The organism is Niastella caeni, from assembly GCF_004834005.1.
Lineage (GTDB): Bacteria > Bacteroidota > Bacteroidia > Chitinophagales > Chitinophagaceae > Niastella > Niastella caeni.
The window spans coordinates 135612-156125 of record NZ_STFF01000004.1; the positions used below are offsets into that span (position 1 = coordinate 135612).

17 protein-coding genes are annotated in these 20514 nt (G+C 44.2%); 8 read left to right on the top strand and 9 right to left on the bottom strand.

The genetic code is table 11. From position 1 onward, the window contains the following. Window positions 1-31: 31 nt before the first annotated feature. Window positions 32-1510: a proline--tRNA ligase gene (gene proS / locus FAM09_RS15465; RefSeq protein ID WP_136578037.1), complete on the bottom strand. Its 1479-nt coding sequence runs from the start codon at window positions 1508-1510 to the stop codon at window positions 32-34. A gap of 281 nt (window positions 1511-1791) precedes the next feature. Between proS and FAM09_RS15470 the strand changes: the two genes are divergently transcribed. Both FAM09_RS15470 and FAM09_RS15475 read left to right on the top strand, forming a co-directional pair. Continuing rightward, complete coding sequence (locus tag FAM09_RS15470) at window positions 1792-2616, top strand: hypothetical protein (RefSeq protein ID WP_136578038.1); 825 nt, start codon at window positions 1792-1794, stop codon at window positions 2614-2616. A gap of 298 nt (window positions 2617-2914) precedes the next feature. Continuing rightward, the gene (locus tag FAM09_RS15475; RefSeq protein ID WP_136578039.1) at window positions 2915-4456 is read left to right on the top strand and encodes an aromatic hydrocarbon degradation protein; all 1542 of its coding nucleotides are present in this window, start codon (window positions 2915-2917) and stop codon (window positions 4454-4456) included. 479 nt (window positions 4457-4935) lie between these two features. Here FAM09_RS15475 and miaA read toward each other — a convergent pair whose 3' ends face one another. The 6 genes from miaA to FAM09_RS30695 all read right to left on the bottom strand — a co-directional run bounded on the left by miaA (window position 4936) and on the right by FAM09_RS30695 (window position 10472). Further along, on the bottom strand, window positions 4936-5835 hold the full coding sequence (gene miaA / locus FAM09_RS15480; RefSeq protein ID WP_136578040.1) for a tRNA (adenosine(37)-N6)-dimethylallyltransferase MiaA: 900 nt from the start codon (window positions 5833-5835) through the stop codon (window positions 4936-4938). A gap of 198 nt (window positions 5836-6033) precedes the next feature. After that, window positions 6034-6603, bottom strand: coding sequence for an IS1096 element passenger TnpR family protein (locus FAM09_RS15485; protein WP_136578041.1), 570 nt, complete (start codon window positions 6601-6603; stop codon window positions 6034-6036). Window positions 6604-6895: 292 nt separating this feature from the next. Then, window positions 6896-8485 carry a CCA tRNA nucleotidyltransferase gene (locus tag FAM09_RS15490; protein WP_136578042.1) on the bottom strand — a complete coding sequence of 530 codons (1590 nt, stop codon included), beginning with the start codon at window positions 8483-8485 and terminating at the stop codon, window positions 6896-6898. 125 nt (window positions 8486-8610) lie between these two features. Beyond that, window positions 8611-9606 carry a glycosyltransferase family 9 protein gene (locus FAM09_RS15495; RefSeq protein WP_136578043.1) on the bottom strand — a complete coding sequence of 332 codons (996 nt, stop codon included), beginning with the start codon at window positions 9604-9606 and terminating at the stop codon, window positions 8611-8613. Between the two features lie 119 nt (window positions 9607-9725). Beyond that, complete coding sequence (locus FAM09_RS15500; RefSeq protein ID WP_136578044.1) at window positions 9726-10295, bottom strand: L-threonylcarbamoyladenylate synthase; 570 nt, start codon at window positions 10293-10295, stop codon at window positions 9726-9728. 15 nt (window positions 10296-10310) lie between these two features. Beyond that, window positions 10311-10472: a hypothetical protein gene (locus tag FAM09_RS30695; RefSeq protein WP_153825453.1), complete on the bottom strand. Its 162-nt coding sequence runs from the start codon at window positions 10470-10472 to the stop codon at window positions 10311-10313. Between the two features lie 259 nt (window positions 10473-10731). Here FAM09_RS30695 and FAM09_RS15505 point away from each other — a divergent pair, with 259 nt between their 5' ends. Both FAM09_RS15505 and FAM09_RS15510 read left to right on the top strand, forming a co-directional pair. Beyond that, a complete protein-coding gene (locus tag FAM09_RS15505) occupies window positions 10732-11538 on the top strand; it encodes a 2,3,4,5-tetrahydropyridine-2,6-dicarboxylate N-succinyltransferase (protein ID WP_136578045.1) in 807 nt (268 codons plus the stop codon). Window positions 11539-11844: 306 nt separating this feature from the next. Next, the gene (locus FAM09_RS15510; protein WP_136578046.1) at window positions 11845-12756 is read left to right on the top strand and encodes a DMT family transporter; all 912 of its coding nucleotides are present in this window, start codon (window positions 11845-11847) and stop codon (window positions 12754-12756) included. A 115-nt stretch (window positions 12757-12871) separates the two neighbouring features. Here FAM09_RS15510 and FAM09_RS15515 read toward each other — a convergent pair whose 3' ends face one another. After that, window positions 12872-13822 (bottom strand): hypothetical protein, encoded by a 951-nt coding sequence (locus FAM09_RS15515; RefSeq protein WP_136578047.1) that lies wholly within the window; start codon window positions 13820-13822, stop codon window positions 12872-12874. 356 nt (window positions 13823-14178) lie between these two features. On the opposite strand from FAM09_RS15515, the gene FAM09_RS15520 reads away from it, so the two are divergent. The 4 genes from FAM09_RS15520 to FAM09_RS15535 all read left to right on the top strand — a co-directional run bounded on the left by FAM09_RS15520 (window position 14179) and on the right by FAM09_RS15535 (window position 17853). Beyond that, the gene (locus tag FAM09_RS15520) at window positions 14179-14532 is read left to right on the top strand and encodes a YciI family protein (RefSeq protein ID WP_136578048.1); all 354 of its coding nucleotides are present in this window, start codon (window positions 14179-14181) and stop codon (window positions 14530-14532) included. Between the two features lie 28 nt (window positions 14533-14560). Beyond that, window positions 14561-14902: a YciI family protein gene (locus tag FAM09_RS15525; RefSeq protein WP_136578049.1), complete on the top strand. Its 342-nt coding sequence runs from the start codon at window positions 14561-14563 to the stop codon at window positions 14900-14902. A gap of 64 nt (window positions 14903-14966) precedes the next feature. Beyond that, the gene (locus tag FAM09_RS15530) at window positions 14967-16217 is read left to right on the top strand and encodes an RNA polymerase sigma factor (protein ID WP_243751683.1); all 1251 of its coding nucleotides are present in this window, start codon (window positions 14967-14969) and stop codon (window positions 16215-16217) included. Window positions 16218-16956: 739 nt separating this feature from the next. After that, a complete protein-coding gene (locus FAM09_RS15535; protein ID WP_136578051.1) occupies window positions 16957-17853 on the top strand; it encodes a patatin-like phospholipase family protein in 897 nt (298 codons plus the stop codon). Window positions 17854-18077: 224 nt separating this feature from the next. On the opposite strand, the gene FAM09_RS15540 is transcribed toward FAM09_RS15535, so the two are convergent. Then, window positions 18078-20435 carry a T9SS type A sorting domain-containing protein gene (locus tag FAM09_RS15540; protein ID WP_136578052.1) on the bottom strand — a complete coding sequence of 786 codons (2358 nt, stop codon included), beginning with the start codon at window positions 20433-20435 and terminating at the stop codon, window positions 18078-18080. Window positions 20436-20514: the final 79 nt, after the last annotated feature.

The following is a 20514-nucleotide window of genomic DNA, read 5'->3' on the forward strand; positions in this document are numbered from 1 at the left end:
TAACGGGCAAAATGACAATAATATTTTACACTTAATATGCCTGGGCAAACAGCACCCGTTGTTTGGCGGGCTTGCCTGAGAAAACGCATACCCCTTCTTCCTGTGGATTATCCAATGGAATACACCGGATGGTAGCCTTGGTCTTTTCCTTGATGGCATCTTCCGTTTCACTGGTACCATCCCAGAACGCAGATACAAAACCACCTTTTTCATTCAGGGTGTTTACAAATTCATCCCAGGTATTAACCTGTGTAATATGCGAATCGCGATAAGCCAGCGCTTTGTTATAGATAGATTGCTGAATGTCGGCCAGTAATTGCACAATGCGCTCAGCCAGTCCGTCCATTGACACGCTTTGCTTTTCTTTGGTATCGCGACGGGCCAGTTCAACGGTATTATTCTCCAGGTCTCTCAAGCCAAGCGCAATACGCACAGGTACGCCTTTCATTTCGTATTCGGCAAATTTCCAACCGGGCCGGGCGTTATCATTATCATCGTATTTCACGCGCACACCCATCGCTTTCAGTTGTTTCACCAGGTCCTGCACTTTTACATCTATTTTGGCCTTTTGTTCTTCCCCTTTATAAATAGGAACGATCACTACCTGTTGCGGCGCAATTTTGGGCGGAAGTATCAACCCCTCGTCATCACTATGCGCCATTACCAGCGCACCAATGAGGCGGGTGCTTACGCCCCAACTGGTAGCCCATACATAATCGAGCTTATTCTCTTTATCAGAAAACTTCACATCAAATGCTTTCGCAAAATTCTGACCCAAAAAGTGCGATGTACCGGCCTGCAGGGCTTTGCCATCCTGCATCAGGGCTTCGATACAATAGGTGTCAACCGCGCCGGCAAAACGCTCGTTCTCGGTTTTAACCCCTTTAATAACCGGCAATGCCATCCAGTTCTCTACAAAATCGGCGTACACGTTCAGCATTTGAACGGTTTCTGCCACGGCCTCCTTGGCGGTAGCGTGGGCGGTATGCCCTTCCTGCCATAAGAATTCGGCAGTACGCAGAAACAACCGGGTGCGCATTTCCCACCGTACTACGTTGGCCCATTGGTTAATGAGCAGCGGCAGGTCGCGATATGACTGGATCCAGTTTTTGTAAGTGTTCCAGATAATGGCCTCACTGGTTGGGCGAATCACAAGCTCTTCTTCCAGCTTCGCATCGGGATCAACCATCAGGGCGCCTTTTTTGGAAGGATCGTTCTTTAACCGGTAATGCGTTACTATCGCGCATTCCTTGGCAAACCCTTCGGCGTTCTTTTCCTCGGCTTCAAACAGACTTTTGGGAACGAACAACGGGAAATAGGCATTTACGTGCCCGGTGTCCTTGAACATTTTGTCAAGGGTATCGCGCATATTTTCCCACAGCGAAAACCCATAAGGTTTAATTACCATACAACCTCTTACGGCCGAATAATCGGCCAGGCCGCCTTTAATAACCAAATCATTGTACCATTGCGAATAATCTGTACTTCGGCTGGTGATCTCTTTGCTCATGTTTTAGTTTTTATTATTCTGGGTCTGAGGTCTGAACTTCCGACATCCGGCTTCTGACTTCCGACATCCTGCTTTCGCCCTCATTATCAGGCAATTCATCGATAAATTTTAACATTCGTCATGCAATTATTTCCTGGCAGGACCTGTCTTTTTATTGTAACTTTAGTTCGGAAAAACGCAAAAGTAGCACTTACCGCTGTATTGTGAATTGCTTTCAAATTATTTTGTAGCTTAACAACAGTAGATTACGCTTTAGTATGAAAAACGTTAAAATCATTACTATGAGGTTTCGAAATATACTACCTGCACTATTGGCAATACTTGCCTTATCCAGTTGCTCGGTATATCGTTCCGGACAAACTCCGGACGATGTGTATTATTCACCGACCCGTACGGAAGATTCGTATTTAACGGTGGAGAATACCAAGCGCGGCAGCAGTTACAGCCGTAACGATTATTACAATCCCGATGATAACTACCTGCGCATGCGCGTACGCGACCGTTATCGTTGGAGCAGTTTTGATAATTATGCATACATGAACGACTGGCAATATGCACCCGGTTATTACGGGTATTATAGCCCGTATGCTTATAGTACATATGGTTATGGCGGCTTTGGCTATGGCCCTTATTCTTACTATAATCCATGGTCATTTGGCTCCTACTGGAACAGTTATTATAACTGGAATAGCTATTACAATCCTTATTGCCCCGGCATCATTGTGGGAAGCGGTAAAACCAACCCGGTGGTATATAATACAGTTCGCAATTCTAACCTGACCAGGTATTCAAATAATAATTACAATAACCGCAACAGCGGCAGAAGTAACGGCAATATTTACCAAACAAATCCTAACGGCCGGTATAGTACCAGCAATAGCAGCAACAACAACAATAGCGGTGGATTGCGCAGGGTATATTCGGGCAGCAATCGCAACGACAGCTATTATACGCCTCAGTCGTCCTCTTCTCCGTCTTATACTCCATCAGCACCTTCAGCGCCGGTAAGGTCTTATACGCCTTCATCGGGCGGTTCTTCTGGCGGAAGTAGTGGTGGAAGCAGCGGTGGTAGCAGTGGAGGCAGCAGGCCAAGCCGCGGCGGCTAGTCCGTGAGCCGGCAAACCTTAAACGGGAGCCGGCAAACGGCAAACGTGAAACGGGAGACGTGACTTGCCGGAGTAAACAGTAAAAGTATTACCAATCCGCACTTTACATAATTTACCTGTTGCGGAAATATTATATTCTTTAAAAAATATTTGAATTACACAACTGTGGGAGCCCCACTTTTCTACAGTAAAGTCGCCTTTTATTCAACAGTAAGCATGAAACCTTTCGGTCGCACTACTACGAGCGAGCCTTTGCCGTTTGCCGTTTCACGTTTGCCGTATTTACAATGATCGCACTATGAAGTACACCATTACAATAGCATTTCTGGTATTGTTCGGCAGGCAGGCAATGTCACAGTTACCCGAAGACGCATTGCGCATGAGCTGGAATACGCCCTCCGGAACAGCCCGTAACCAGGCCATCGGCGGCGCCATGGGTTCCCTGGGCGGCGAGATCACTTCCACATTTGTGAACCCTGCAGGTTTGGGTTTTTTTAAAGTGAGTGAAATTGTATTGTCTCCCGGCTTTACCATGGCCAGGAGCAAAGGCAGTTTCCGGGAAACAGATGCTACCGGCAATAATTTATCGCGGTTTAACTTCAGTACCAGCGGTTTTGTATCAGCCACCACCGACCCGGGCAATAGATGGGTAAGCAAGGCTTTTAGCATTGCCGTTAACCGTACTGCCAACTTCAATAATAGAATTTATTACCGGGGACAGAACGACTATAGTTCTTATTCGGAACAATTTGCCGAGGAGTTTTCCCGGTCGGGTGTTTCCATCAATGATGTAAGGTACAGTCCCTATCTTTCGCTTGGCACTAAAATGGCCATTTATACTTACCTCATAGATACAGCCACTTTGAACGGACAATTACAGGTAGTTGGCCGGCCCGAATACCTGAATGCCGTTAACCAGGAAAACAAGATCACCACCCGGGGCGGTATTTCTGAAATTGCTCTTGGTTACGCCGGTAACCTGGAAGACCGGTTTTATATCGGCGGCAGCATTGGTGTTCCTATTGTGAAATATGAAAGAACGACCGTGTTCACGGAAACGGATGCCTCCGGCGACCCGAACAATAACTTTAAATTCTCCCGGTACGAAGAAAGATTGAGCACTTCAGGAGTTGGTTTGAATGGTAAACTGGGTATTATTTTTAAACCCGCGCGTCAAATGCGGTTTGGCATTGCCATTCACACCCCTACTATTTATGGATTGCGGGAGAAATTATCGGGTAAAATGGTTACCGATGTAGAAAGGCTGTTTGGCCCTAACGATCCGGGAGTAGATAGCATTAATTCTGATTATTATTATGGCAACAGCACGCCTGTTTATAAATACGACATGAGCTCGCCCTGGAAGTTTTTAGTAAGCGGATCGTATGTTCTTCATGAAGTGGAAGATGTGAGTGCCCAAAAAGGTTTCATTACCGCCGATTTGGAATACGTAACATATGGCTCATCGCGCTTCAGCGCTGCGGAACAAGGCGATGATGAATCGTATTTCGAAAGTATAAATAAGGTCGTTAAAGATTCTTATAAAGGCGCATTTAATTTCCGCATAGGTGGAGAACTAAAATTCAATACCATTATGGCCCGGTTGGGTTTTGCGCATTATGGCAATCCCTATAAAGATGATGCGCTTAAAGCGCGTAGAATAAATGTCAGTGGTGGCTTGGGTTACCGGGATAAAGGCATATTTATTGACCTTACTTATGTACATAGCATTATAAGGGATGTTAATTTCCCTTACCGGTTAGCGGATAAAGACAATACCTTTGCCGATATTAAAAGCAGGGTTGGACAAATATTGCTGACCTTGGGTTTTAAGATATAAGCAGCGGATAGCAAAAAATTTCACAACCGGCTCCGATATGTCGGGGTCTGCCTTTTCTAATAACCTTTTTACAAAAAGGAACCCCGTCTGGTGCCGGCTCAACCGGTACAGACGGGGCTTTTTTAAAGGGTTCATCATTCGTCACCTTTAACCTTCACAGTTTTCACGGTCGTTTACGGATTAAAAACAAACGGACTAATAATACTATCTCTTCTTCTTTCGTAGGGTAAAATTCGCTCTTATAAACAGCATATGGAAGCCTGCGAACAGTTATTGTTACACGCTATTTGCTTAACTTATTTCGTGTTAGGTAAATATGCTTATTGCTAATAGGAAGAGGAATACAGCTAGTAGTAAGTGGTGAGTGGCGAGTAGGTAGAATACAGCTGGTAGTGAAACCCCTACTAGCCATTAGCTACTGGCCACTAGCTGATGATTAATTATGAGCTTCGAATAAAAGCCCTACTAGCTACTTACTACTAGCCACTAGCTATATAATGAATCATTTCCTGAAGCGCATTGGGAGAAAACCATCTCATACTTATATCTTTCTTAAACCAGGTCATTTGCCGTTTGGCGTAGTGGCGGGTATTTGTTTTTATGCGGTCAATAGCTTGTTGCAGTGAGCTATTTCCTTCGAGGTGCTCGAACAGTTCGCTATAGCCTACCGTTTGCAATGCATTCAATTGTTTATATGGAATAAGACCTTCTACTTCTTTCAGTAATCCCTGTTCCATCATAATATCTACCCGGGTATTGATGCGTGCATGCAATTCGGGTTTGGGAAGTTCAAGCCCCAGTTTAATGATCCTGAAAGGACGGGTAGCTTTTTTCCCTTGCTGATAACTGCGTATAGACTCCCCTGTTGCCTGTTTTACTTCCAGTGCGCGAATAAGGCGTTGCGGATTTTGTATTTCCCCGGTTGCATAATACAATGGGTCCTGTTGCTGTACCTGTTGTTGCAACCAGGCCAGGCCTTGTTGTTCATATTGTTCTGTAATAGCCTGGCGAATGGCCATTGAAATGGGGGGCACATCATCGAGCCCTTCACAAAATGCTTTTATATACAAACCGGTGCCGCCGGTTACAACAGTAAAATTATTATGCTGAAATATTTTATCCGCTGCCTGTAACGCATATTGCTCATACACCGCAGCGTTTACGTCTTCGTGAATGGAATGGGAATTGATAAAATAGTGATGTACCTGTTGCAGTTCACTGGCCGAAGGTTTTGCCACGCCAATGGTCATTTCTTTAAAACATTGCCGGGAGTCGGCAGAGATGATAGCTGTATTAAAATGACGGGCTACTTCAATGGCTACGGCTGTTTTTCCAACTGCCGTAGGGCCGGCTATAATTACACATGTTTTTTCATTCATATTATTTGCCTGAGCTTGTAAAGAACCCAAAACAAATCTAAAGTTTATGGTTTATAGTTTATGGTTTGTTGTTGTCGTTCAATATCGGGAACTATTTATTACATTTTTAGCTCGCCAGAATTTATGCGGGGCCCCTATTTACAAAGACTGTTGAAACTTAAGAACCATAAACAATAAACTAAAAACAAGAAACTGTATTTATACTTCATCGTCCTGGCCACCTTCTTCTGCCTCTTCTCCCAGGCCCAGGTCTTCTTCGTCTTCATCGCCTTCGGTACCAAAGCCTTCGGTACCGGCTTTCAGATCGTATTTTTCTTCCATTTCGGTAAGCTTATCGCCGGCAATTCCTTTGGTGCCATATTGCGAGGGCGCAATGCCTTCCGATTTTATCATTGCCGGATAATCGATCTTGCTGCTTTCTTCTTTCGATACGCTGATCAATTCTACCAGGAAGCTCCAGTTCTTTACAAAATCGTAAACGAAGATAAACTTCTGGTTAGGATCTTTAATTTCAGAACCGATCGTCGTATTTTCCATCAGTAATGGTTCTACTTTATACGGCTTATCGTATTTGGCCAGGCTAATTTCACGACCGCGTTGCCAGTTATCGTTACTACGATAAAATGTAGCCTGATGTTTGTTGTCAAACTCGTACGATTTCAGTATTACCTGCTGCAACTGCAAAAAAGTTTGTGTGTGCTTAATGGCCACATCGCGGTAGATACTGTCATCTTCCTCAAAATATATTCTGAATTTTAAAACAGCCATACTTGAAATTTCAGGTTACTTGTTTCTGTTTTTTATTCAACCCAGTTCTGAATCCTGGGCCTATTCGAAAAATAATTCTCTATAATCGTGCCAGCCATTATACCTTTTGCCAGTTGCTCCCTATCACTCACCTCAACGTCAAAAATAAGACAATTCCCCAACTATCAAAGTATGCAATTTAAGTTGCATTTACATAGTAACAAAATGTTAGAACGTACACAGTGATATTGATTTATGCAAATAAAAACATAATAAAGATGAGAAATTACCGAAAATACAGGCTATTCCCAGATCAGTTTCCGGCAGCTTTTTTATTGACAATCTGGAGCCCCATTTCTGTTGCTTTTTTCATCATAAAATCGTATGCAGCGTCGTAGGTATTATCAATTTCTCCATCCAAAATGGCTTCGCGGATGGTATTTTTCAGATCTCCCACTATTTTACAAGGCGAAAGGCCAAATATATCCATAATTATTTCACCGGTAATGGGTGGTTGCCAGTTGCGGATCTTGTCCTTCTCCTCTACTTCTTTTAACCGGTGTCGAACCAGTTCAAAATTTTCGAGATAGCGGATCACTTTTTGTTTGTTCTTCGAAGTAATGTCGGCTTCACACAGCAACATCAGCGCATCGATATCGTCGCCGGCATCGAACAATAATCTGCGGATGGCGGAATCGGTGATATTTTCTTTGGTAAGACTAATTGGTCGCAGGTGCAGTTCTACGAGTTTGCGTACAAAACGCAATTTTTCATTTTGCGGCAATTTCAATTTGGCAAATATGCGGGGCACCATGCGTCCGCCTACTACTTCATGACCATGGAATGTAAAACCATGACCGCGTTCAAATTTCTTTGTAGCCGGTTTACCAATATCGTGCAGCAATGCTGCCCAGCGCAGCCACAGGTCATTGGTGTTTTTTGCAATATTATCAACAACCTGTAAAGTATGATAAAAATTATCTTTATGGCCCATGCCATCGATGTATTCGGCGCCGGCCAGGTCAATTAGTTGAGGAAAAATAATATGCAACAAACCGCTTTGATACAACAGGTCGAACCCCACAGATGGTTTGGCGCTTAATAATATTTTGTTCAGTTCATCAGTAATACGTTCCTGCGAAATTATCCTAATGCGTTCTGCATGGTCTTTGATGCTTTGAAAAGTAGCCGGTGCAATGGTAAAGTTCAATTGAGCTGCAAAACGAACGGCCCGCATCATACGTAATGGATCATCGCTGAATGTTTGGCCGGGATCGAGTGGTGTTTGTATGATCTTTCTTTCCAGGTCGAGCAAACCATTAAACGGATCTATGAGTTTGCCATAATCTTCCGGGTTCAAAGAAATGGCCATGGCATTGATGGTAAAATCCCTTCTGTCCTGGTCGTCTTTCAACGTACCCGGCACTACTTCGGGGTTGCGGCTGTGATAGCGGTAACTTTCTTTACGTGCGCCAACAAATTCTATTTCAAGTGTGGAAGCCTCCCCCCTGCCCTCCCGGCCATCAGGGTTGGAGGGGAAATCAAGATCATCCTTATCTTCTCCGGTGAAGGGAAAGTCAGGATCCTCTTTCTCTTCCTGGTCATTATGTTCAACTGTAAGATGCTTATGATCTTCTTCGTAGAAATGTCTTAGTTTTATTTGTGCTGTGCCGAAGTTTTTAAAGAAAGAAACAGCCGGTTTGGGTTGAAACCGTTCTGCTACTTTATGGGCCAGTTGAATGCCATCGCCCACACAAACAATATCGGCGTCTTTGGTAGGGCGGCCCAGTAATTTATCGCGCACAAAACCTCCAATCACATACGCCGGTACGCCCAGTTCTTCCGCAGCATGCGCTATCTTTTTAAAAACGAATAACTCTTTATCGTTGCACTTAATATCCATTGTCACAAATGTACTAAATTCAGAATGGTTTGATTGGTGGATTGTTTGATTGTTGGGTTACTCATTACTCAGGCTGTTCAATTAATGCGGGCGCATAACCATCAAACCAGCGAACCATCAAACAATCAGGAATTCAACGTCTCCAGCAATTGAGCATCCCCAATTTCATATGCACATTTAAAATGACCCAACGGACAGGCAGCCTTGCCGTGCAGTCCACAAGGACGGCAGGAAAGCGGCGCCTGGACCTCTACAATAAACCGTTTATCAGATAAAGGCCCAAACCCGAACGAAGGCAGGGTTGAACAATAGACCGCAGTTACCGGTGCATTAACCGAGGACGCAAAATGCATGGGCGCCGAATCGTTTACGTAATTCATGGCCGCATCCTTCATCAGCGCTGCCGATTGTAAAAAAGAAAGTTTGCCACACAGGTTTACCACGGTAGCGGGTAGATCCGCTGTACGGATGGCTTCGGCCAGTGCTACATCGCCGGGCGCCCCCAGCAGATAAATGGTATAATTGGCTGGTACCTGTTTGGCAAAACTGATCCATTTATCTTTTGGGAATTGTTTGGTAAACCAAACCGATGCCGGTGAAATGGTGATATAGGGATGTTTTTTATATACCTGCACAGCTGCTGCGTCCTGCTTCGAAGGATACAGGTGCGGCTTTATTACCTCGTCATTGGTAAAATCACGGACCAGATCGTTATTGCGGTCAACTTCGTGAATGGGATGATTGACATCGCTGATAACATGTTTTATTTTTTTATCGAACAGCCAGCTTAAAGGGTTTTTATCGAACCCTATTTTTTGGCCGGCACCGGAAAACGCTGTGAGTATACCGGTGGCGGTAAACCGCTGTACATTAATTACCTTGTCGTACCGGCGTTTACGGATCTGGCGTATGAGCTTCCATAAATTTTTCAGCTTGCCTTTCTTTTTTTCCCAGATCAGTACTTCATGCAGGTATGGATGGTTATGTAGCAAGCCTTCATTTCCTTTTCTAACCAGAAAATCAATTTGCGCTTCAGGAAAATGCCGGTGCAATTTTTCCACGATGCCCGTGGCCAGTACTACATCTCCAATAAAGGCAGTTTGTATGATGAGAAATTTCATTAGTTGGTTTGTTGTTTGTGGTTTGTTGTTTGTGGTTGCTGTCGCGCTTTGAGATTCAAAAAATAATTTTGAACTACCCTCTAAAGAACAACAAACTATAAACCACAAACCATAAACTGTTATTCTCTAATTACAGTGACACTTCCATCCCTATTCCATTTAATAATAGAAGAAGGGGCATGCGGTGTTGTGTCTTTTTGCCGGTGTTGAACAATATAATCCACGCCCTGCCAGATCGCCGGCATGATATCGCCAAAAGAGGCCGGCGCCGGGTCGCCCGACAGGTTCGCCGACGTGGAAACAATTGGTTTGCGAAACCGCTTGATCAAATGCTTGCAGAAGGGATCTTTTACAATGCGAATGGCTACCGTTCCATCAGAATTGATCACATTGTCGGCCAGTCCAATGGCGCCTTCATAAATGACAGTGGTAGGTTTTTTGGCTTTTGCGAGGTAGTCAAATACCTGCAGATCGATATGCGCTACATACTGCATCAGCTCTTTTTCATCGGCAAGCAAAATGATCATGCTTTTTGCCCCGGGCCGTTGTTTCAGATTGAATATCCGGTTAACGGCCGCAGCATTGGTGGCGTCGCAGCCGATGCCCCAGATAGTGTCGGTTGGGTAAAGGATCAATCCCCCGCCCTGTAAAACTTTTAAACAATGATCAACATCGTGTGAAAAATCCATGGTGCAAATGTAGCGTCAAAATTTTAATACCTCCATCCTGCGTTCCTCTTTGTCGTAATAGGCGTAATAGTATTGCCCGTTGGTTACAAAGATATTTTCCAGTTCCGATGGTATTTTCAGGTTGGCTGTATACCGCTCAATCTTTTCATTGATCGAGCTCACCGGTTCGCCCGGCATTCTACAAACAGCTTGTTCTGGGCCAATAAACAGTTTGAAAATAAAAGAAGAAAGATCAGCAGCCAGGCACAGGGAATTTTACGCATAGTTTTACGATAAGAAAGCGCTAAAAATAGTAAAAGGTTTAAAGCGGTCAAAACCGTTGTAATATTATAGCTTTTACCCTCATTTGCCTTATTTATAAGGTCCAGGTCAAAACCAGCCATGTTTTTATAAAAGATTTATGATCTGTACTGTATGTTTGCAAAAAAATTAAGAAATGCAAGATCTGATACTCGAAGCCTGGAATAACCGCGAGTTATTAAAAGAAAAAAAATATACCGATGCGGTAAAAGCTGTTATTGAAGAAGTTGATAAAGGCCGTTTGCGCGTTGCCTCGCCCGGTGATGGCAAATGGACGGTGAATGAATGGGTAAAACAGGCTATTCTGATGTATTTCGGCATTCAGCCCATGCAAACCTGGAACCTGGAGCCGTTTGAGTTTTACGACAAAATGCTGCTCAAGAAAAATTATAAAGAATTGGGCGTACGCGCTGTTCCCCATGCTGTCGCGCGTTACGGGGCTTATGTTGCCAAAAACGTGGTCCTGATGCCCTCGTATGTAAATATCGGCGCGTATGTTGATGAAGGCACTATGGTTGACACCTGGGCAACCGTTGGTAGCTGTGCGCAAATTGGTAAAGGCGTGCATTTGAGCGGCGGTGTAGGAATTGGTGGCGTGCTGGAGCCTTTACAGGCCAGTCCTGTTATAATTGAAGATGGTTGTTTTGTTGGCAGCCGGTGTATTGTGGTTGAAGGCGTAGTAGTTGAAAAAGAAGCCGTACTGGGCGCCAACGTGGTATTAACCCAAAGTACCAAGATCATTGATGTTAGTGGCAATACGCCGGTTGAATACAAAGGACGGGTGCCTGCACGCAGCGTGGTTATACCTGGTACCTATGCTAAAAAGTTCCCTGCCGGAGAATATCATGTAAGCTGCGCGCTCATCATCGGTCAGCGTAAACCCAGCACTGACCTGAAAACAAGTTTGAATGATGCGCTGAGAGATTTTAATGTATCTGTTTAGAAAACAGTTTTAGGTAATTCTTTATAAAAAACCTTGTGGCTTTTGCAAAGTTCTGCAAATACCACAAGGTTTTCTGTTTTTTATACCAGTTTATTAATGAGTAAAGATTTACGTTAGGCATTCTGTATTTTATTACGTTATTTCGAGTATCCTTAAATGTTAACTAATATTAGTTCCTAGGCAGAATCATTCATGTATCAAAACAATTTTTAACCCGTATTCAGTAAGAAGCAGTATAAAAAATTATATAATTCCCTGAGCGAATGAACGTAATTTGCACGCTGAAGCAGTTTATAATAACGCAGAATGAAAATTAATCAACCGGTTACCTGGGCGGGTTTTTTGATCACTATTGTAGGCTCCATCCTGTTTTCAACAAAAGCTATTATTGTAAAGGTAGCTTTTGCCAATACCTCTATGGACGCCCTTACCCTGCTTATGCTGCGCATGACCTTTTCGCTTCCCTTTTATTTGGGCGCTATATGGTTTGCCCGCCAGGAAAATTTAACCCCGCTTACCGCCCGCCAGTGGATGGGCGTTGTGGGCCTGGGTGTTTTTGGTTATTACCTCAGTAGTTTGTTCGATTTTATAGGACTGCAATATGTTACTGCCGGACTGGAACGGTTAATTCTTTTCCTCTATCCTACTTTCGCGGTCTTTATCAATGCCTTTGTTTTTAAACAGCCTGTTGTTCGCACGCAAAAAGTTGCCCTGTTGCTTACCTATACCGGTATTGCCATCGCTTACTTCGGCGAACTACACATCGGTGATATGGGCAATCCGCATTTTATCTGGGGCAGTTTCCTCATCTTTTTATGTTCTATCACGTATAGCATTTACATTGTGGGCAGTGGCCGCATGATACCAACGGTAGGCGTTACCCGTTTTACCGCTTATGCCATGTTATCTTCCACGGCCGGGGTTTTTGCTCATTTTGCTTTTGGCGGCGGCAGTTGGCAGCTATTGAAGGAAGCCGGTACGCACATCTGGTATGGCATTTTGCTGGCGGTTGTGGCCACCGTGCTGCCCACGTTTTTGTTGTCGAACGGCATGAAACGCATCGGCTCCAACAATGTGGCTATTATATCGGCTATTGGTCCGGTCTCCACGATCATTCAGGCGCATTTTGTTTTAGGCGAAAAGATCTTCCCCGCTCAAATAGCTGGTACTTTGCTGGTGATCATTGGTGTGGTGTTGATTGGGTGGAAGAGAAAGTGAAAACAGATATAAGCTGCACGCTGCAAACTGCAAGCAAATACAGATGCATGCTGAAACAAGACCTATAAACAATTTGCAATATTGCCGTTTCACGTTTGCCGTTTCACGACAATCCCTACCAACGCAAACACTTACTCTTATAATAGCCACATGACTTCTTCTTTTCCGGCGCCACTGCTGGCGCAACCTTAACAGGCTCTGCTTTGGCTGGTTCCACTTTAGCAGGTTCTACTTTTTTAGGTGCTGCTTTTGATTGTACCGCAGTTGATTTGTTTTTGCTAAATGTGAGCGGCATGCCGATCGAAATATTCCAGGCAGAAGCAGATGACGACAATTGCGTATTTAGTTGTTTGTTTTCTACCGGAGTGGTCAGTGTTTCGGTATTCATGTTGCCAATGCCTTTGAGGTATTGCACACCCACAACAAACTTGCTGGCATTTCCTTTGGCAAAAGCGAAGTTAACTCCACTGATGAAGGCGGATGTCCAGTTACCGGCACTGTACTGATAAACTGTTTCATTCGATTGAAAAGCACTGCTGATGGCTGTTGCAGGATTGGGAATGAACGCCATACCGGCATAAGGTTGTATGCGCAGGTTCATGACCGGTTTTTTGGCAGCGGCGGCGTTGGCCAGCATCATCTTCCGGGCGGCGCAGGGACTTGAAGCTGCAACCGGTGCTATGGTTGATGATTGTTTCGAAGCTTTTCCCAGTGCAATAGGTTTGCTGCTTACCTGGTAACCGGCTTCCAACCTAAGTTTCCAGTCGCCCTGCGAGGCGGAAAATTCTTTATCGCCCGTTTCAGGATTGGTGAATGCATAGGTGACCAGGGACCGGTTGGTTGCTACGCCTGCAAACGGTCCATGTGTTTTGTTGATGAGGTAATCCATCCGGAACCCTACTTGCGGAGAATAATTTGAACTTAAGGGCGAAATACAGGAAGTGTTGTTGTACTGTACACAGGTAGAAGCTTTTTCAATACCTACTCTGGGAGTAACGGAGAGTTGGGCATTCGTTGCAATCCCACAGGCAACGAATACCAGGCCGGTTAACGCTGCTTTTCTCATAGCTTAGTTTTTTTGGTGTCTTAAAAGTTACGTCATATTAACCGAAAGAAAAATTAGAATACATGAGTGGCGGGGAAACCGGTTACAGGTTACTGGTTTTTATGTTCCTGGGTTTGTTCAAAGAAGTCGGGATTTCCTGTTACCTGTTTTTAGTTTCAGATTAATGTTGAAGCTGTTAGCTGCCCCTGTAACCTGCAACCAGGAACCTGGAACAAATTTTCTGCTTGTGGCTCTATGCACAAATTCAAACAGAAAAAATATTTTTACCGGGATGTCCAATTAGTGTTCGTCCATTTGTTATAAGGGTATAATATTTATATTAATTACCAATTGTAATAACTTTAAAACCTAAAATTATGGATGATTACATGCTGATCTTCCGCCACGAAGATGGAAATAAGGTCGCCTCGCCTGAGCAAATCCAAATTTGGATGAAACAGACCATGGACTGGATTGCCGGCATTTCTGCCAAAGGCAAATTCATCGGCGGTAACGGTTTGCCTTTTGAAGGCAGCCAGGTGGTATGGTCGCACGGGGTGGTTACAGATGGCCCGTTTGGCGAGATCAAGGAAACTATTGGTGGATACATTATGGTAAAGGCCGGCTCCTTTGATGAAGCGGTTGAATTTGCCAAAGGTTGCCCCATATTACAGGGAGAAGGAAATAGTGTGGAAGTTAGAAAGATTGCCAAACACGATGGCGTTCATTAAAAAAATCATAAACTCTTAATTAAAAACTATGAAGGATTATTTATTGGTATATCGTACCGATTACAGTTTTTTACCCAACCGTACCCCTGAAGAAATGCAGGCTATGAGCAAACGCTGGATGGATTGGTTCGGCAGTATTGCCGCACAAAACAAATTGACCGACCGCGGTAACCGGCTCGATTTTTCCGGAAAAGTGGTCAGGAACGACAATACCGTCACCAACGGTCCATACGCAGAAATAAAGGAATCGATTGGCGGCTATTCTGTGATCAAGGCAGAATCGTACGAGGCAGCCGTTGAAATTGCGAAGGGGTGTCCCGTATTTAAAGTGGGCGGCAATGTTGAAGTGAGAGAAATAGCGGCGATGTAATAAAAGTACGGCCATTAAAATGAGTCAAATGGGTCTGCGCACAGCATGACCCATTTTGACGTTTGTGTTATCATCTATTATGCAGCAACAGGAATTAATACCGCATTTATTCAGAACGGAATACAGGAAGATCATTGCTGTGTTGTGCAAACGTTTTGGATTTGATGAAATAGAAACTGCAGAAGATATTGCCAGCGACACCTTTATGACCGCCGCCCAGATCTGGCCACTGCAAGGCATTCCTCAAAATCCCATTGCCTGGTTGTACGCTGTGGCCAAAAACAAAGCGAAAAATTTCCTGCAACGCCAGGCCACCTTTCATAATAAGGTTGTTCCTGATACAGCCACCACTGAAAACGCTTCCACTGTCACTGATTATGAGATCGACCTGTCGCCCAAAAACATCAACGACAGCCAGTTGCAAATGATGTTTGCCATCTGCCATCCCGCAATTGCGCCAGAATCGCAAATCGGGTTATCGCTTCGCATTCTTTGTGGTTTCGGTATCGAGGAAATTGCCGATGCTTTTCTAACCAACAAAGAAACCATCAACAAGCGACTGTACCGGGCAAAAGAAAAACTCAGGGAAGAAAATATCCCCATCGCATTACCTGATCGCGCAGCAATCGATGAACGACTGGCCACCGTTCTGGCCACCATTTACCTGTTGTTCAATGAAGGTTACTATTCCATCACCAATAATAAAACGTTGCGGAAGGAATTGTGTTTTGAGGCTATGCGGCTCTGTTATATGCTGGTTGAAAATAAATTCACCAACAAACCTGCTGCCAATGCCTTGTTGTCGCTCATGTGTTTTCACGCTTCCCGGTTTGAAGCACGCATAAATAAGAATGGTGATCTGGTCCTGTATGAAGAACAGGACACCAGCCTGTGGGACGCCGACCTGATAAGCAAAGGCGGTTATTTTCTCAATTGTTCTGCCAGCGGCAACCAGCTATCCCGGTACCACCTGGAAGCGGCCATTGCCTATTGGAATACCCGGAAGGACGATACCCATGAAAAATGGGAAGCTATTTTACAACTGTATAATCAATTATTACAAATTGAATACTCCCCTATTGCCGCCCTTAACCGCACTTACGCTTTATCCAAAGCGAATGGCAAGCAGGAAGCGATCATAGAAGCGGAAAAACTCAACCTCTCCGGCAATCATTTTTATTTTACCCTCCTGGGTGAACTATACACCGGCATCGATAACGGTAAAGCCCGCCTGCATTTTGAAAAAGCCCTCACATTGGCTAAGACAATTACCGATAAACAGGTTATTCAGAAGAAAATAGAAAGACTGAGCTAGTGGTAAGTAGTAAGTGGCTAGTAGGCTATGTTTGCTGCACGCTGCACGCAAAATACAGCCGAAAGCATAAGCTGTAAGCCGAAAGCAATACCAAATACAGTTACATGCTGCATACATTATTCCTACTCGCCACTTCCTACTCGCTACTCGCCCATTCAATACTAACTATTAACCGTATATATATACGAAATAAATAGGTGTCTGATGTATGCCTGATTTGTTTATTTTTATTGTAACTTCAAAATATAGCCGCAAAATGTATAAAGCGATCAAATCCTTTATGCGTTTGGATAATCCGGCCTTGCATGTTAAATGGATGGCCTGGGCAATTGACTAACAATAGCAAGTACACAGTTCGTCATAGTACCATGGTTCGAAAGGAGTTTTTCCAGAGGTTAATCGAACGATGGCAGAGGTTAAAAACGGGAGGCGCAGCCCTGCATTTCATCCTAAATGTTCAGTGGTTTCCGCAGGGCTGCTTTTTTTACAACACCAACATTAAATGATATTCATCAATTTATTTAGATAATTACAAACCCTCAAACCTAAACCATGTCAGCAAAATTGTTCTAGCGGTTAGTCACGATAAGGAGCCGGCGTTTAACTCTTTTGTATAACCGGGAAATACCCCACCTTTGCAAAAATAGAACGCTCCTATCCAGTTTACCTTCGAAAACAATCCTGCTAAAGACCTGAACACAACACTGCTCTTTACTCATTAACTATTAAAATGTAACAGATGTCTTACAACTACACCAATCTCGTATTTGAAGGTGGCGGCGTAAAAGGTATTGCTTATGCCGGTGCGCTGCAGGTTTTAACCGATTGCGGTATTATGCCTCAAATAAAACAGGTGGCTGGCACCTCGGCTGGTGCAATTACGGCTACATTGGTAGCCCTCGGCTATACAGCGCCCGAGATCAAGTCGATTATCATGAGCATGGATTTCAAGCAATTTGAAGATGGCTGGGACCCGCTTCGGTTGCCCACAGAATACGGGCTGTATAAAGGCAATACGTTTTTGGTATGGATCCAAAAAATGATCGCTGATAAAGCCAGCAAGGGGCCCAATGCTACTTTTGCCGATCTGTACAATCAAAATGGGATCGGTTTATTTGTGTTTGCCACCGACCTGAACTTATACAGCATTAAACAATTCTCCCATCTCGATACCCCGAATGTGCCCATTGCCGAAGCTGTAAGAGCTTCCATGTCGATCCCCATGTTCTTTAAAGCCTGGAAATTCAGCAATAACCTGCCCGATGATCATATTTATGTGGATGGCGGGGTTGTATTGAATTATCCGCTTACGGTATTCGATACGCCTCAAAATCCTGATAACCCCCAAACCCTGGGCCTTTATTTGTACGACCGTAACGGTAATAAAAAACCTAATGCGCTCGATTTCGATCAACCCATTGAGTATTGCAAGGTATTATTTGAAACCCTGCTCGATTCGCAGGATATTGATTTCGAGGAAAATGAATCGATGGAAAAGAGAACGATCAAAATCGATGATTTCGGCATAGCAGCCACTGATTTCGGCCTCACCCAGCAACAAAAAGAACAGCTATATAAATCGGGTGTTTATTATACTGAAGCGTATTTAGGCATACCTGTAGTCAATATGCAATAGGCAATTGACAATAAGTAATAGACAAAAGTTTGCGAATTATTGGGAAGCCCGAAGATCGGCAACCCTTGCCAATTGCCAATTGAAATTGCAGTTCATCGCCTATTCGAATAAAAGGCATCCGTACCGGTAGCTATCGGGACCAGGATGCCTTTTCTTAAACTTATTGACGGGTACCCTGGTGGGCCATCTGCTGATTAGGGCGGATGGTTCACTTTTTTACAGGCCTATCGTTTTAACAATTTTTGCTGGAACAACTGACCATTCCCTGCTAACACTTCCAACACATACATGCCGGTAGTACAGCCGGCTGGCACAGCCAGGCTAACAGAATGATAACCGGCGGTTAATTTTTCTGTAGCAACAACTACTTCTCTTCCATAAAAATCAAGTAACCTGAATTTTATATTGTCTGCTGTCTTTAGCTGCAGCTGCACATTAATTTCTTTGCTGAACGGATTCGGATACACCTGCATGCCCAGGCCTTTTACACTGAGGAAAATAATTCCCGAGTACGAATAGCTGCCACCTTTCTGTACGATCTTTAACCGGTAGAACCGCATAGCGCCAGTTGTATTTGCATTGTCAATAAACTGGTAGTTATTAATGGCATTGACGGCATGATGGGTAACCAGTTTACCGGCTGTTATAAAATGCAATGGCTGGTCGGCATATTCAATTTCATACCAGGCAACATTGGTTTCCTCCCTTAATGACCATTGCAAAACAGATTGGGTGTTATTGATACTGCCTCTGAATTTCAGGCTGTTTAAAGGCAATACGCCATCGGTAAGGAAACAGGTCGAGTTCTGGCTGCCCGACTGGGTAGTGTCATCTGAATTAACGAAGATCGTATTACCATCTGCATCGAGTAATGTAATTCTCGATTGGTTACATACATACATGTTAGGATCAGTGACTGCCCTGAATTTCATCACCGCTTTATTGGCAGCGCCCGGTTTAACTATACCGCTTTGTTCGCCGGGAGAATTGATGAACCGGCCACCTGCAACCGCAAAGGGCATTACGCCGGCAACATCCGGCACAGTAACACCATTTAATGTGGTTGAATTGGGAACGTATATGGTAGAAGAGGGAACAGAATCGTACAATTTTACGCCAGGCGCATTGATGTTACCAGTATTGGTTACCTGAATGGTATATTCAACCGTATCCCCTCCTACTACAAACGGAAGGCCGCGCGTATTTGCATACGATTTATTGGCTATTAATGCAGGCGAAAGCACCGGGAAACCACAACTGGTATAGTCTCCGCTGGTCCACACATTGGTGGTAGAACCGCCTGTAAGTGATGTAGCCTCCATGGTGGCGAGGTTGATCTTATAAACATTCTGGTATGAACCGCCGATGTAAACATTCCCTGCTGCATCAATGGCAATAGAATTGGAACTACTGGTTGGTGATGGATTGATACTTCCTAAAAAAGTAGTGACCCGGGTAGCAGGATTGATCTTGTACAGCTTGCTGGAATTAACGATCAGGTATAGTTTACCGGAGCCATCGCCAAAAAGATCGCCACCAGTCTCAGTTAAAATATCATTGGCGCCATTGATAACATCATTGATCAGTGGTCCTAATTGGGTGATCACCGGAAGACCCGTGACCTGGTTGATAGAAAAGCGAATCAGGTCCTCTGCGCGGGAAGTAACAGCATAGCCGTACCCGTCTGATGCAAAAGCCATTCGGTTTATGTTATAGGTAGTATTGGGTTCAAGTGGATAACCGGTAAACTTCCGGGCGCAAACCGGCGAAGCGTTCATATCAATATAACAAAGGTCCTGCGCCGGATTGGTAGCGTAATTATTAACAAAGTAAATACGGTTTGAATTTTTATCGTACGCAATGGCGGCCACATAATCCATCAAACTGCCGGCAGCAAGTGGAACACCGCTCACCGCATCATAACAGGGCCCGTTTTCTCCATCGAATAAAATGCTACCACCCTGACCGTTGGTTTTATTCAGCTCTTTAATAAAGCGGTAATATAATGGATCGGCCGGTGAACCGGGCGGGGTTATGGCCGTACACTCGTAAATAACCGAGCAACTGGCATCTGCCGTCAGGTTGGTAAATACGGTATTGGTGCTTTGCGCAAAGCCAATTGAATTATATAGGCCCTGTAAGGTGGCATTATTAGTAACATTACCGCCGTTGGCGGTAACGGTAACGCGGAAGGTAATGGTAGCGCTAACATTGGGCGCCAGTACCCCCGCAGCATATAATGGAGAATTGATCAGCCCTCCGGTTATGGCATAAGGCATAACGCCCGCCACATCTGCTACCGCTAGGCCATTCAATGTGGTAGAACCCGCAACGTACGATACGCCTGCCGGTATATTATCGATCAGCGTGGCATTGGTAATATTCGATGCCGACAGGTTGTTAATAATAATAGTATATTGAAGCACATCCTGTTGTGAAGCGGTAGTGCCGTCGCCACCATTTGTAATATTTTCAACTGACTTGCTGAGGTTCAACGTTTGTGCTTCTACTTTACATACAACACCAAACACCAGCAGCAATGGTATAAGCAGGAGTTTATACGCGTAAAATTGTTTATTCATAGGTATGGATTATCCGAAATAAAAGTATAAAACTTGAACGTGGTATACCTGTTATAACCTCAACTCTTTGGGCGTAATC

What these genes read in the sequence shown, in the direction of transcription:
- FAM09_RS15515 (WP_136578047.1), bottom strand. Translation starts at nt 13,822, where the DNA reads ATGAGAAAAGCAGCGTTAACCGGCCTGGTATTCGTTGCCTGTGGGATT.
- proS (WP_136578037.1), bottom strand. Translation starts at nt 1,510, where the DNA reads ATGAGCAAAGAGATCACCAGCCGAAGTACAGATTATTCGCAATGGTAC.
- FAM09_RS15470 (WP_136578038.1), top strand. Translation starts at nt 1,792, where the DNA reads ATGAGGTTTCGAAATATACTACCTGCACTATTGGCAATACTTGCCTTA.
- FAM09_RS15485 (WP_136578041.1), bottom strand. Translation starts at nt 6,603, where the DNA reads ATGGCTGTTTTAAAATTCAGAATATATTTTGAGGAAGATGACAGTATC.
- FAM09_RS15510 (WP_136578046.1), top strand. Translation starts at nt 11,845, where the DNA reads ATGAAAATTAATCAACCGGTTACCTGGGCGGGTTTTTTGATCACTATT.
- FAM09_RS15540 (WP_136578052.1), bottom strand. Translation starts at nt 20,435, where the DNA reads ATGAATAAACAATTTTACGCGTATAAACTCCTGCTTATACCATTGCTG.
- FAM09_RS15500 (WP_136578044.1), bottom strand. Translation starts at nt 10,295, where the DNA reads ATGGATTTTTCACACGATGTTGATCATTGTTTAAAAGTTTTACAGGGC.
- FAM09_RS30695 (WP_153825453.1), bottom strand. Translation starts at nt 10,472, where the DNA reads ATGCCGGGCGAACCGGTGAGCTCGATCAATGAAAAGATTGAGCGGTAT.
- FAM09_RS15475 (WP_136578039.1), top strand. Translation starts at nt 2,915, where the DNA reads ATGAAGTACACCATTACAATAGCATTTCTGGTATTGTTCGGCAGGCAG.
- FAM09_RS15505 (WP_136578045.1), top strand. Translation starts at nt 10,732, where the DNA reads ATGCAAGATCTGATACTCGAAGCCTGGAATAACCGCGAGTTATTAAAA.
- miaA (WP_136578040.1), bottom strand. Translation starts at nt 5,835, where the DNA reads ATGAATGAAAAAACATGTGTAATTATAGCCGGCCCTACGGCAGTTGGA.
- FAM09_RS15490 (WP_136578042.1), bottom strand. Translation starts at nt 8,485, where the DNA reads ATGGATATTAAGTGCAACGATAAAGAGTTATTCGTTTTTAAAAAGATA.
- FAM09_RS15535 (WP_136578051.1), top strand. Translation starts at nt 16,957, where the DNA reads ATGTCTTACAACTACACCAATCTCGTATTTGAAGGTGGCGGCGTAAAA.
- FAM09_RS15495 (WP_136578043.1), bottom strand. Translation starts at nt 9,606, where the DNA reads ATGAAATTTCTCATCATACAAACTGCCTTTATTGGAGATGTAGTACTG.
- FAM09_RS15525 (WP_136578049.1), top strand. Translation starts at nt 14,561, where the DNA reads ATGAAGGATTATTTATTGGTATATCGTACCGATTACAGTTTTTTACCC.
- FAM09_RS15520 (WP_136578048.1), top strand. Translation starts at nt 14,179, where the DNA reads ATGGATGATTACATGCTGATCTTCCGCCACGAAGATGGAAATAAGGTC.